The organism is Streptomyces sp. NRRL S-1813 (assembly GCF_000719605.1).
In the GTDB taxonomy this organism is placed as follows: domain Bacteria; phylum Actinomycetota; class Actinomycetes; order Streptomycetales; family Streptomycetaceae; genus Streptomyces; species Streptomyces decoyicus.
The window spans coordinates 89,767-102,840 of the sequence record NZ_JOHB01000019.1 but is presented as its reverse complement, the minus strand read 5'-3'; the positions used below and the strand labels follow the sequence as shown (position 1 = coordinate 102,840).

At 70.2% G+C, this 13,074-nt stretch carries 9 protein-coding genes and 1 pseudogene; 5 read left to right on the top strand and 5 right to left on the bottom strand.

Annotated features, from left to right (window positions below; all coding sequences use genetic code 11):
* Positions 1-175: 175 nt before the first annotated feature.
* Positions 176-2,929, bottom strand: a complete 2,754-nt coding sequence (locus IF67_RS0124520) for a LuxR C-terminal-related transcriptional regulator (protein ID WP_051818539.1) — start codon at positions 2,927-2,929, stop codon at positions 176-178.
* Positions 2,930-3,167: 238 nt separating this feature from the next.
* Here IF67_RS0124520 and IF67_RS0124515 point away from each other — a divergent pair, with 238 nt between their 5' ends.
* Positions 3,168-3,698: a hypothetical protein gene (locus IF67_RS0124515; protein ID WP_030989095.1), complete on the top strand. Its 531-nt coding sequence runs from the start codon at positions 3,168-3,170 to the stop codon at positions 3,696-3,698.
* A gap of 105 nt (positions 3,699-3,803) precedes the next feature.
* On the opposite strand, the gene IF67_RS0124510 is transcribed toward IF67_RS0124515, so the two are convergent.
* Positions 3,804-4,376, bottom strand: coding sequence for a S1 RNA-binding domain-containing protein (locus IF67_RS0124510; RefSeq protein WP_030989092.1), 573 nt, complete (start codon positions 4,374-4,376; stop codon positions 3,804-3,806).
* A gap of 55 nt (positions 4,377-4,431) precedes the next feature.
* On the opposite strand from IF67_RS0124510, the pseudogene IF67_RS0124505 reads away from it, so the two are divergent.
* Positions 4,432-4,680, top strand: a pseudogene (locus IF67_RS0124505) (MFS transporter); the annotation flags it as partial.
* A 15-nt stretch (positions 4,681-4,695) separates the two neighbouring features.
* On the opposite strand, the gene IF67_RS0124500 reads toward IF67_RS0124505, so the two are convergent.
* Positions 4,696-5,178, bottom strand: coding sequence for a hypothetical protein (locus IF67_RS0124500; protein ID WP_030989087.1), 483 nt, complete (start codon positions 5,176-5,178; stop codon positions 4,696-4,698).
* Between the two features lie 268 nt (positions 5,179-5,446).
* Between IF67_RS0124500 and IF67_RS0124495 the strand changes: the two genes are divergently transcribed.
* From IF67_RS0124495 to IF67_RS0124480, 3 genes are all read left to right on the top strand, one after another.
* Positions 5,447-6,202, top strand: a complete 756-nt coding sequence (locus IF67_RS0124495; protein WP_030989085.1) for a dienelactone hydrolase family protein — start codon at positions 5,447-5,449, stop codon at positions 6,200-6,202.
* A gap of 943 nt (positions 6,203-7,145) precedes the next feature.
* Complete coding sequence (locus tag IF67_RS0124485; RefSeq protein ID WP_030989083.1) at positions 7,146-9,275, top strand: flavin monoamine oxidase family protein; 2,130 nt, start codon at positions 7,146-7,148, stop codon at positions 9,273-9,275.
* Positions 9,272-11,158: an alpha-keto acid decarboxylase family protein gene (locus IF67_RS0124480; RefSeq protein ID WP_030989081.1), complete on the top strand. Its 1,887-nt coding sequence runs from the start codon at positions 9,272-9,274 to the stop codon at positions 11,156-11,158. The genes IF67_RS0124485 and IF67_RS0124480 overlap by 4 nt, the downstream gene beginning before the upstream one ends.
* A 273-nt stretch (positions 11,159-11,431) precedes the next feature.
* Here IF67_RS0124480 and IF67_RS0124475 read toward each other — a convergent pair whose 3' ends face one another.
* Together IF67_RS0124475 and IF67_RS0124470 are read right to left on the bottom strand one after the other, a co-directional pair.
* Positions 11,432-12,016, bottom strand: a complete 585-nt coding sequence (locus IF67_RS0124475) for a GNAT family N-acetyltransferase (protein WP_078889601.1) — start codon at positions 12,014-12,016, stop codon at positions 11,432-11,434.
* A 723-nt stretch (positions 12,017-12,739) separates the two neighbouring features.
* The gene (locus IF67_RS0124470) at positions 12,740-12,943 is read right to left on the bottom strand and encodes an MbtH family protein (RefSeq protein WP_030077941.1); all 204 of its coding nucleotides are present in this window, start codon (positions 12,941-12,943) and stop codon (positions 12,740-12,742) included.
* Positions 12,944-13,074: the final 131 nt, after the last annotated feature.

The window sequence follows — 13,074 nt, the reverse complement described above, 5'->3', positions numbered from 1 at the left end:
GTGCGCACGAGCCGCAGGCAACGGGCCCGTGGGTCGGTGGGGGGACGGGGACGACCGGGCCGGAGCCCCGTCATCGCGCGGGCCCGGAGCCCGGCCGTTCGCGGCCCGGGGCGGCCTTCGGCGGCCGCCGGGGTGAGGTACGGGCATCGGCCCGGCAGGCGCGTGACTGCCGCAACTACCGCATGATGCGGGCGAGTTCGCCGCGCGAGGTGACGCCGAGCTTGGCGTAGGCCCGCTGAAGGTGGTTGTCGACGGTACGGACCGAGAGCACCAGCCGGGCCGCGATCTCCTGGCTGGTCAGCCCGTCCGCCGCGAGCCGCGCGACGTGCTGCTCGCGCCCCGTGAGCGGCCGTACCACGGCACCACGTCGCCGAGGAGCGGTGACACGGTCCGCGCCGCAGCGGTCCAGCAGCAGCCGGGCCAGTACGGCGGCGGCCGCGGCGGCCCGCGGGTCACCGGCCCGCTCGGCGGCGGCCGATGCCCCGGTGGCGGCCTCGGCTCCCATCATGTCCGCACCCAGTTCCTCGCACCGCTGCGCCACTTTGCGCAGCCGCCGGTGGTCGTCGACGGCGAGTGCCGCGGCGAACCGTGCCCTGAGGCCGGCGAGGGGGCTGTCGCCGTCCGCGGCCAGTTGCGCCAGTCTGCCGCTGACCTCGACGGCGGCGCCGAGCCGCGCGGCGTCGGCCAGGAGCCAGCTCTCGTAGGAGGACATACCCGCCTCACGGGCCTGTACGGCCGCTTCGGCGAGCACCTGTTGCGCCTCCTCGGTCGCGCCGTCTGCCGCCGTATACCAAGCGGTGGCGAGCTGCCGCATCAGCCGGGAGGCGTGCTGGCGCTCCCCCTCCGGGCACCGGGCCGTCTCCAGCGCGCTGCGCGCCCGGTCGGCGCGGCCCGTCTGGGCGAGCACCACGGCCAGTCCGGCACCCGCGAAGGCCGTTGCCCGCCGTGCCTGTTGGCCACGCGCCAGACTCAGCGCCTCGGTGAACCAGTCGTGGGCCGGCCCGAGGTGCCCGGCGATCAGTTCACAGCGGCCCAGGTGCGCGGCGAGCCAGATCTGCGGTGCCGGCGCCCGGGCCCCGACCGCCTGGGAGAACGCGGCCCGGCCCACCTCGCGCGCCTCCTGTGTACGCCCGGCATCGGTCAGCGCCGCGACGCGGTAGATCGCGGGCCCGCTGCCGTGCGAGGAGGGTCTGCCGTGCCGACGCTCGCTCTCGGCGGCGGTCAACTCCTCGTGGACCGCGCGTGCCAGCTCCACGGCCTCGCCGCTGCGGCCCGTATAGGACAGCGCGAGGGAACGCTGCAACTGTGCCCACATCCGAAGCCGCGGGACGGCGATCTTCTCCGCGTCGGCGAGCAGTCGCAGCGCATCGGGCACCCGTCCGCTGTACAGCAGGTAAGCCGCCTCGTTGACCCGCAGCACCCGCCTGCCGCTCTCGTCCAGCCGGGCGGCGGCCCGGGTGTTGACCTCCAGGGTGCGGGCGGTGTCACCGAGTCCCCAGTAGAGGTTCTGGGTGCGCTCCATGGTGACCGTCAGCAGGTCCTCGTCCCGCTCCGCCAGGCGTTCCGCGGTGCGCAGGCACTCCTCGGCGGCTGCCCAGCGGCCGGTGTGGTGGTGGGCCTCGCCACGCAGCAGCCAGACCTCCAAGGTGGCGTCCCGCGCCGGGACCGTGGCGAGCAGACCGACGACCGTCGGGTAGTCGCATACGTGCCGTGCCATCCGGGCCGCGGGCAGCAGCGTGTCGAGGCCGACCGGCAGCCCGGCCGCCCGCCGCCAGGACGCCAGGCGCAACGCGTCCTCACGACGCCGGGCGCCCAGTGCGGCGAGGTGAGCGGCCTGCTCCCGGTAGAGGGCACGGCGACGCGCGGCGGGAATGCTGCGGCGCAGCACCTGGCCGTACATGGGGTGGTCCAGCACGCACACGGTGCGTCGTCCGTCCATACGGACGCGTACCAGCCCCTGCTCCTCCAGCGTCTCGAGGTCGTCGGTGTGGCCGCCGCCGTACTGAAGGGCGTCCAGGGGCAACGGCTCGCACAGGGCGAGGCGTTCGAGCAGCCGGTGCTGGCTTCCGCTGCGGCCTTCCAGCCGGCTCCGGACGATCCCGGTCAGGCGGCGGGTCCCGGCCGGCCGTCCGGTCAGCCGCCACAGCCCGTCCTCGCACCCCAGGACACCCGAGTCGAGGGCACCGGCGACCAGTTCGCGCAGCACCAGCGCGTTACCTCGCGAGTCCTGGGTCAGCGTGCTCAACGAGGCGTGCTCCACCGGCCCGCCGAGGAAGCCGCGGACGAGAGCGGCGACCTCCCTCTCGCCGAACCCGGCGAGATCCATGCGTCTGGTGCTGTCCTCGTGCTCGAAGGACTCCACCACGTCCGAGGGCGCTGCCGGGGTACGCACCGTGCCGACCAGAAAGACCGAGCCCGTCCGGGCCAGGTGACCGAGCAGCACCGCGGAGGCGTTGTCCAGCAGCGGGAGATCGTCGACCAGCACCACACCGCGCCGGGACCGCCCGTCCGAGCGGTGCGGGGCGAAGGCCTTCGCCACGGCATGGAAGGTGAGCACGGGGTCGTGCACGGGCGCGTCCGGCGGCAGCAGATGCCCGAGGGCTCCGAGCGGCAGTGCGGCGTCCGCCGTGGTGGCGACCACCCGTTCGGTGCGATAGCCCCGCCGTTCCGCGTGGCGCAGGCACTCCTCCGCGAGCCGGCTCTTGCCCACGCCGGCCGGCCCGTGCACCAGCAGGGCGGACACCGTGCCGCCGCCGAGGTACGTCTCGAACGCGGCCAACTCCTCGGACCGGCCCGCGAACGGCCACCGGTGACGCCGGCCGACACCCGCTGTGGACGCCCCCTCATGGTCGTTGGCCTCGTGGCCGTCGGCCTCGTGATCGTCAACCTCGTGGCCGTCAGGTACCGAAGATGACGGGGCGGACGTCACACGATGCTCCCTGCCTGTCGTACCGATGTCCCTACCCCCCCGGACGTGACGACGGACGCCAGGGCCCGGCCCTCCCTCTCCCCAGCATGATGCCTGCCGGCCGTCGGCGTATGAGCAGCCATTGCTCATCCGGTGCCGACGCCGCCCGCCCACGGCCGCAGGCCGGGCCATTGCCCTACCGGTTGCCGGCGGCGTTCGTAGGGCACCGGCGGCGAGCGCGTTCGCATAGGGTCGCGGCATGGACGTGACCGGGAAGGTCTGGGGCGCCACCGGCCCGGAGCAGGAAGCACGCTATCCGTGTGATCGCCTGGTGGAGGCCCCGTCCGAGGGGTGGATCCGGGCGGTGGACGTGTCGGCACCGGCCGGTCTCACCTTCCGTTGGCTACGGCAGCTGACCATCGCCCCGTACAGCTACGACTGGATCGACTTCCGCGGGCACAAGAGCCCGCAGCAGCTCGTACAGGGACTACCGGATCTGGCCCCGGGACAGCCGTTCCTCGTGTTCGAGATCGCGGACTTCGCAACGGACAGGCACATCACCGGTGTCCTCCCGCCCCGGCTCGCCGAGCGGCACGGACAGATGGCGGTGAGCTACACCCTGCGCCCGCACGAGAGCGGCTGCCGTCTGGTGGTCAAGGTCGTTGCCGGGGTCAAGGGATCACTCGCCCACAGGCTGCGCCGCAGACTCCTCGCCTGGGGCGATCTCGTCATGATGCGCAAGCAGCTGCTGACCCTCAAGAAGCTGGCCGAACGGGATGCCGCCGGCTAGTGCTGTGACCGCAAAGGTTCACCGGCCTGGGGCGTGTGCCTTCCTTTGACGGAGCAGACGTTCAGGAACACTCGCGCAAGGGAACTGTCGCAGGAACGCAGCGCATCACACGCCAGCGGATGAGCCTTGTCGTCGGGAGAGGGTTAGCCTGCGTCGCTCTCGCTCGATCTCGGTGACGACCACCGTGATCTTGTCGCCGACCTGGACGACATCTGATGGACTCTCCACCGGTGTCCAGGCGAGCTCTCGCAGGTGAACCAGTCCCTCGATTCCGTCGGCGACCTCGACGAAGACGCCGAACGGGATCAGCTTGGTGACCTGGCCAGGCAGTTTCTGCCCCACCGCGATGGTGTCGGCGAATACCTGGAAGGGGTCCGGCTGTGTGGCTTTCAAGGACAGTCTGGCTTCCAGGTTCCACGTGTCGAACTGGAGGAACTCGCATGAGACGCGCTGTCCAACCTGCACGACGTCGGAGGCTGCCGCGAAACGTCGCCAGGACAGTTCAGCGAAGGAGATGAACCCCACGCCGGGGAAGACCGGATGGTCGGGTCCGTCGTCCAGCGCAACGAACACACCGAACCGTTCGACCGCTGTGACGGTGCCGGAAAGGAACTCGCCTCGGTGCAGTGATTCCAGGAAGGCCCAGAGTTCTGGGTTCTCAGACGGTCCACCCATCATGCTCCCAGCCTTTCATGAGGAGCTGCGCACTGGGTGGGAAGTGCGCTCACGCTGCGCCCTCGCCCCGGCCCATGCCATGGGACACGCCCTCGCCCGCTTCGAACTCTCCACGGGCTTCGGCCTCGCCGTCTCCCCGGCGGCCATCACCGCTCTCGCACCCCACGGCCCGGCCGCCCTCTGGGGCAGCCTCGCCGCCGCAACGCTCCTCTCCGCCTCCGCCGTTGCCATGGAGAAGGATCAAGGAACGCGGCTCGACGGTTGCCAATCGGTCATACGTCGCGCGGTCATACGTCGCGCGGGCTGACGAACTTCCCGCGTTTCAGCCCGACACCATCGGTGGCGGACCGGCCTGGGCGTCTTCCCCTTCGTAGGCCGCCAGCGCGGCTTGGCGGCTCTCCAGTACCTCGCCGAGGTCCTCGGGGGCCACCCGGTCCTGCGCCAGCTTCATCCGGGCCTTGGCCTCCACGAAGGCCCATGCCTGCCGGGCGCGTTTGTTGCCCAGACGCCTGCTGTCACCCCGGAGGAAGGCGGCCCCGGCGGCGAACCCGGCAGCGGTCAGGGCCACCAGCGCCGCGGGCACACGTGCGTCCACCGATGCCAGCCCCGCCGCTCCGGATACACCGGCGAGGAGGGCCGCGGGGAAGCCCAGGGCGATATCGACCTTGACCCAGAATTCCGCTCTGCGGTGCGCAAGGTCCTTCTGTCGCGTCGCTTCGTCACATAACCGCTCGACCTCGGCGCGCGGCCGGCGCGAGGGCTCGTTCCGGGAGAGTGACACGGTTACGGGAGAGGTACTGGTCATGCCTGGATTCCAACACAGGGGAAACGCAAGGGACTTGTGCGGACGTGAACAGTCTTACGGGGCCTCCGTGGTGGGCTCCGGACAGATCGGCCGGGGCGGGGCGGCCCGAAGAAGGGCGTCCCTCCCCCGGCGTCGGGAGGCCCGCCCCGCCGTACCGGATGCTCCCTCCGTACAGACGATTACTGTGGGGGGATCCGCCGGCGTGGAACCGGCGGACGGGCGGCCCGCTTCTCGCGCGTCGCCCTGGAGCCCGACGAAAGGTGCGGACATGACAAGCGTGCACGGCGCCCCCCTGGACATCCCCACCCCTGACGGTGTCGCCGACGCCTGTCTCGCCCACCCGGACGACGGCGAGCCGCACCCCGGCGTCCTGCTGTATATGGACGCCTTCGGGCTGCGCCCCTCATTGGAGGAGATGGCCAGGCGCCTGGCCGGGCACGGCTACACGGTTCTGGTGCCCAACGTCTTCTACCGCTCCGGGCGCGCCCCGGTGGTGGACCTGCCCGATTTCATCGACCCCTCCCAGCGGCCGGAGATCTTCGAGCAGCTCGCCCCGGTCATGCGGTCCCTCACCCCCGCCCCGGCCATGCGGGACGCCGGTGCCTACCTCGACTGGCTGGGCGCCTCGCCCCTGGTCACCGACGGCCCGGTGGGCACCACCGGCTACTGCATGGGCGGTGTCCTCGCCCTCCGCACCGCCGCTGCCCACCCCGACCGCATCGCCGCCGCGGCCTCCTTCCACGCCGGCCGCCTGGTCACCGACGACGAGGACAGCCCGCACCGGCTCGCCGGCCGCATCAAGGCGGAGCTGTACTTCGGGCACGCCGACCAGGATGGTTCGATGCCGGCCGACCAGATCAAGAGCCTGGAGCAGACCCTGGACGCCGAAGGCGTGCCCTACCGCAGCGAGCTGTACGAGGGCGCCCACCACGGCTACACCCAGAGCGACACCTCCGCCTACAACGCCGAGGCGGCCGAGCGCCATTGGCGCAATCTGCTGGAACTCTTCGGGCGCCGCCTCTGACACCACGGGCAGGCCCCGGTGAAACGCTCTTCCGCCGCCGTGCCCGCGATGCCCCGCCGACCCGCTCGCACGTTTGCAGCGGGTCGGCGGGGCATCGCTGTTGAAGGATCCGTCGAGGGAGTGCGCGCGCCGGCGGCGGTGAACGCACCGAAGTACCCTGCACCCGGGCTCAGTTGAGGTTCGGCGTGGCCCGTGGAGCGGCCCGCCCGACAGGAGCCCGACCAAGGCTCGCCCCAGGTGCCCACTCCCCCGCTCGGCGCACGCTCCCCCGGCGCTCGGGGCGACGGCTGACCGGATCGTTCCGTCGGCCGGCTCGCGGGGCCTGTGCCGTCCGCTCACTGCGCGATGCCGTCCACCGTGGTGGACCCGTGGTCACCGGTGTGGGTGACCCTGTGCCCCGGTTGGCGTCGGTGCTTTGCGGGGTGGCCGATTCGATGCTGGGCTGGTGCCACAAGCCGTGCACCGGCTGGCATTGGTGTGCCCTTGTGTCCTTTCCGCATCACCCTTCCGCATCACTTTCCGCCTCATATGCCGCCTCAGCGTGCCGGGAGCCACATCCGCCTGCGCGCGCAGCTCCCCGACGCTCGCGAAGCTCCAGCAAAGGAGAGAAGTGACCACTACCTCCATGCGCCCGACGGCCGCCCCGGACATCGCTGAGGAGTTCTCCCTTTCCCGCCGCGCCTACGGCCAGGATCCGTCCCTCACCGCCACCTGGGTGGGGGTGTCCTTAACTGGCTTTTCGGCTCGGACCGCACCGGCGTACACGCCGTACTGCTCGTCGCCGCGGACACGGAGGAGGCGCTCGACGAAAAGCTCAAGAACATCACCGCAGCGGATTCGGTTCGTGCGGACCACCGGTGCGGTGTACGCCTTCACGCCCTCGATCACCACCCTGCGGCGGCTTGCCGCGAACCAGTCCCTGCACGAGAAGGTCTGAGCCGCCATGAATGACACCCGCCATGACCTGCACGGTCGGCCCACCGGAGCCGAGCGCGCCAATGAGAAGACCTATCAGCAGCTCGCCCGCGAACTCCTGCTGATCGGCCCCGAGCCGGCCAACGAAGACCTCAAGCTCCGCTACCTCGACGTGCTGATCGACGAGGGGCTGGAGCGCCCCGCAGCCCCCAAGCGCATCCTGATCGTCGGCGCGGGCATCGCCGGTCTGGTCGCCGGCGATCTGCTGACCCGCGCCGGGCACGATGTGACGATCCTGGAGGCCAACGCCAACCGGGTAGGCGGCCGGATCAAGACCTTCCACACCAAGAAGGGCGAGCCGCCGCCCTTCACCGACCCCGCGCAGTACGCGGAGGCCGGGGCGATGCGCCTGCCCAGCTTCCATCCGCTGACCCTGGCGCTGATCGACAAGCTCGGCCTGAAGCGGCGGCTGTTCTTCAACGTCGACATCGACCCCACGACGGGCAACCAGACCGCCCCCGTCCCCCCGGTGGTCTACAAGTCGTTCAAGGACGGCAAGGTCTGGACGAACGGCGACCCCAGCCCCGAGTTCCAGGAGCCGGACAAGCGCAACCACAGCTGGATCCGTACCAACCGCGCGCAGGCACGGCGCGCCCAGTACGCCACCGACCCGTCCCAGATCAACGAGGGCTTCCACCTCACCGGCTGCGAATCGCGGCTGACCGTCGGCGAGATGGTCAACCAGGCACTGGAGCCGGTGCGCGACTACTACTCCGTACTCCAGAGCGACGGGAAGCGGATCAACAAGCCCTTCAAGGAGTGGCTGGACGGCTGGGCCGGGGTCATCCGCGACTTCGACGGCTATTCGATGGGCCGCTTCCTGCGCGAGTACGCCGGGTTCAGCGACGAGGCCATCGAGGCGATCGGCACGATCGAGAACATGACCTCACGGCTGCACCTCGCGTTCTTCCACAGCTTCCTGGGCCGCAGCGACATCGACCCGACCGCCACATACTGGGAGATCGAGGGCGGCAGCCGGATGCTTCCCGAGGCGCTCGCCAAGGATCTGCGGGACCAGATCGTGATGGGCCAGCGGATGGTCCGGCTGGAGTACTACGACGCGGGCCGCGACGGCCACCACGGCGGACTCGCCGGGCCGGGCGGCCCCGCTGTCGCGATCCAGACCGTGCCCGAGGGCGACCCGTACGGAGAAGTGCAGACCTGGACCGGTGACCTGGCGATCGTCACCATCCCCTTCTCCAGCCTGCGGTTCACCACCGTGACCCCGGCCTTCTCGTACAAGAAGCGCCGCGCCGTCATCGAGACGCACTACGACCAGGCCACCAAGGTGCTCCTGGAATTCTCGCGCCGTTGGTGGGAGTTCAGCGAGGAGGACTGGAAGCGGGAGCTCGACGCCATCGCGCCCGGTCTCTACGAGTACTACCAGCGGTGGGGCGAGGACGACGCCGAGGCCGCGGTGGCCGTGCCGCAGAGCCTGCGGGACCTGCCCACCGGGCTGCTCGGCGCCCATCCGAGCGTGGACGAGAAGCGCATCAGCCGGAAGCAGGTGGAGTACTACCGGAACTCCGAGCTGCGCGGCGGCGTGCGGCCGGCCACCAACGCCTACGGCGGCGGCTCCGCCACCGACAACCCCAACCGTTTCATGTACTACCCCTCCCACCCCGTCCCCGGAAGCCAGGGCGGCGTGGTGCTGGCCGGCTACTCCTGGTCGGACGACGCCGCGCGCTGGGACTCCTTCGAGGACCACGAGCGCTACGGCTACGCCCTCCAGAACCTCCAGTCCGTGCACGGCCGCCGGATCGAGGTCTTCTACACCGGTGCCGGCCAGACCCAGAGCTGGCTGCGCGACCCGTACGCCTGCGGTGAGGCGGCCGTCTACACCCCGCACCAGATGACCAGCTTCCACCTCGATGTGGTGCGGGCCGAGGGTCCTGTGCACTTCGCCGGTGAGCATGTGTCGCTCAAGCACGCCTGGATCGAGGGTGCGGTGGAGACGGCCGTACGTGCCGCGATCGCAGTCAACGAGGCTCCCGCGGCGGACGAGAGCGCCGTCGGCGGGCGGGCCGCGGCGCCCCGCGAGCGCCGGGAATCCACCACCTCGCCGGACCGGACGCGAGAGGACGTGCTGACGTCATGACCACATCCAGGACCTGCACGGTGGCCGAGTACCTGGCCCTCAGGCTGGAACAGCTCGGCATCACCCATCTGTTCGGCGTTCCCGGCGACCACCTGGGCCCGTTCCTGTCGACACTGCACGAGAAAACCGCGGTGCGCTGGGTCGGCACCCCCACCGAGGGAGGCGCCGGCCAGGCCGCGGACGCGTATACGCGGGTGAAGTCCGCCGACGCGCAGATCACGCTCGGTGAGCAGGGCATCGGCGCGGTCGCGGTCACCTACAGCGTGGGTGCGTTCAACCTGCTCAATGCGATCGGCGGCGCCTTCGCGGAGTACGTACCGCTGATCGCGATCAACGCCGCCCCGTCGTACGAGTCGTGGCTCAACCAGCAGGCGATCGGCCTGCTCACCTCGCATATGTCCCAGCGCCCCGACAGCAACCTGGACGTCTACCGCCAGGTGACGGTGGACGCCCAGGCCATCTCCAACCCGGGCCTGGCCCCCACCCAGATCGACAGCGCGATCACCGCATGTCTCTCCCACCGCAGGCCGGTGTACCTGGAGGTCATGGATGACGTCTGGGAAGCGCAGTGTCCCGCACCGCAAGGCCGTCTGACGCGGCGGGAGCGGCCCGTCACCGCGAAGAACCAGCGCATGCTCGAACGGGCGGTCACGGCATGTGTGGACCTCGTCCGGACCTACCGCAACCCGATCCTGTGGGCCGGCGAGGAGATCGACCGCTTCCGGCTGTCCGACGAGTTCGAGAAGCTGGTCCGCGAGACCCGCATCCCGTTCTGCACCACCGTGGGCGCCAAGTCCGTGGTGTCCGAGTACACCCCGGGCTTCTCCGGCGTCTACAACGGCAAGGCCAGCAATCCGCAGGTCGCCGAGGTCTTCAACAACGCGGGCTGCCGCATCGGGCTGGGCTCGTGGGCGACCTCGAAGAACCTCGGCGGCGAGCGGTCGATCGGCGACGACTGGGCGGTCGCCGCCCACGACGGGGTACATGTCGGCGCCTCGTACTTCCCCGATGTACAGCTCGCCCGGTTCCTGCCCGCGCTGCGCGAGCGCCTGGTAGCCGAGTTCGGAAGCGGCTCCTTCGCCGCGGACTACTTCGCCAGGGCCCATGGCGAGGGCCTCGACGTCCCCGACAGCACCGCCGCCTACCTGGCTTCCCAGACCGGCGGGCCCTACCCGGAGGCCGTGACGTACGACAGCTTCTTCCGCCATATCAACGCCTTCCTCGACTCGCAGACCACTGAGCCCTCGGGCGAGCGCAGCAACCCGTTCACCGTGGTGTGCGACGCCGCGTTCGCGCTGATCGGCTCGATGAATCTGCGGATGGCGGAACGCGCCTCGTACGTGGCGCAGAACAGCTGGCTGTCCATCGGCTACTCGGTCGGCGCGGCCACCGGGGTGGCGCTCGGGCGGTGCCATGCGGCAAAGCGCCCGATGGTCTTCGTCGGCGACGGCTCCTTCCAGGAGACGTGCCAGGAGATGTCCACCCATGTGCGGCACGGTCTGCGCCCGGTGGTGTTCATCCTGGACAACGAGGCCTTCTACGGCATCGAGCAGATGCTCGTCCACCCCTGCTACTACAAGGACGGGGCACCGTCCTCCGACGGCGCCGACTTCTACAACGAACTGCACCCCTGGCAGTACGAGAAGCTCGCGGAGGTCTTCGGCTCCGCCAAACACCCGATGCACGGCTTCGCCGTCCGTACACACGACGAACTCGCCACCCTGCTCCAACGGATCGCCGAGCCCAGCGACAAGATCAACCAGGGCCCGGTCGTCGTACGGGTGCAGTTCAAGCGGCACGACTATCCCGAGGCACTCAAGTACAAGATCGTCGAGACCTTTCCGCCGTCCGGCGACGCTCTGCCGGAAGGGAACGTGCGATGACCGGCCGAGCGAACAGCGGCCCGCGGCGACCGGCGTCATCCTCGCGATGCCTCGGACGGGGTCCGGTGTGTTCTGACGGGCTCGGCTGAGTTCTGACGGACCCGGGGGTGGATTCCCCCCGGTCGGGGGCCGGTCCGGCGGTGCCTTCGGCCGCATCCAGGGTGGCGTGAGTTCCCTGGATGCGGCCATGGCCGGCCCGGCCCCTTCCCGTACCGCCACCGCGTCAGGAGGGGAGCGCCGGCGGGCGCCGGAGTCCGCTCCGGGCCGTGCGGGTCAGACGGCTGTGGGAGTGGGTGGCAGGACCGGTCCGCCGTCCCGCGGTCCGGCGGCGGGGCCCGCGCCGGGTCTCTCTCTGTCCGCGGTGGGAAGGACCAGCATCTTCGTCACCGTGCCGTCGTCCCCGACCACGTCGCGGACGTGCGCGAATCCCAGTTTCCTGCCCAGCGCCAGACTCGCGGCGTTCTCCGCGCCCACCATTCCGTAGACCTCGTCGAGCTTCAAGGTGTCGGCTGCGTAGTCCAGCAGACCGCATACCAGCTCGGTGCCCACGCCCTTCCCCCAGCTCTGCCTGACCAGGGCGGCGACCACCTCGTAGCCGTCGACGTTGCCCGTCTTCTTGATCTCGGCGTGGCCCACATAAACGCCCTCGGCCCACACTCCCCACACGTCGAACATGTTTTTGGGATAGATCTCGTTGAGAATTGCTGCGAATACGGCCCTGATCTCTTCTTCGGGTGACCGCTCCTGACCCATCCAGCGGCAGACCTCTTCGTCACGGAGCAGGGCCACGAAGGCATCCTCGTCCTCGGGCCGGTAGGGCGAAAGAACCAGTCGTTCGGTACGCAGGATCGGGGTCATTCCAGGTTCCCTTCTCATCGTGAACGCCATGTGGTCTCGGTGGAGTGAAAGGCAATGCCGGTACGGGTGCAGGAGGGGCGGATTCCGGGTGGCGCAGGCAGCCCGGAGAGGAACGCTCAGGCCGCTTCCGGGCATGGGCGGGCGGCTGTGATGTGACCCGATATCCGTTGAACGCCGTTCGAGGGAACGGGAGTTAACCCCTCATGCAGTCGAACGCGGCGGCTCGCTGACGGAGCGCAGCGGCGCCGCGCCCTCCAGCCGGGCACGACGGCGCCTCGTCACGGACCGGCCACTGAGAAAAACCCCCGCGATCCGCAGTTCCCTCACCCCGTAAAAGTCCCGAACTCCGCTCTCAGGCATCCGGCCCGGGCGGCGCATGTCACTGGTATAGCGTAATAGGCGCCTATCGTCACTACTTTGCACCAAAACCGATATGCCGGGTAATGAAGATGTACGACATCATTTGCCGTAGGGCGTCGGAACGCAGGGATGCGAGGGGCTGCGGCCACCGGCCGGCCGGGGAAAGGAAAGCGGCCACCAGGAGCGATTTCCTGGTGGCCGCGGTATTTCAGGGTGATGGGGGCGAGCCCGGTTCAGCGGTGTCGCCGTGGGCGTCCGTGCGAGCCGCGCCGGCTGGTGGCCGGCGGTCGCGGCCCGCACGGAGGGTGGTGCGGGAACGGGCAGGGCATGGCGGTCAGTTGTGGCCCTGCGGGGCGGATCCGGTCAGGAGCCGACGTGGTCCATGCGTTCGCGCAGGCTGCGGGGCCGCATGTCGGTCCAGACCTCGTCGACGTAGGCGGAGCACTCGTCCTGGGTGCCTTCCTTGCCCACGGCGTGCCAACCGGCGGGGATCTCCAGGTCGGCCAGCCACAGCGAGTACTGGTCCTCGTCGTTGCGCAGCACCTGGTAGCGAGCGTTCTCGTCCATGTCACGTTCTCCTGTCGTGGATTGACTTGTCGGTCGGGCAGGTCATCGGGTGGTCGGGCGGTTCATCGGGCGGTCGGGCGGTTGGTGGCAGCAGGGGCCGGGTCGTGCGGTCCGGTAGTGCGGCCCGAGGG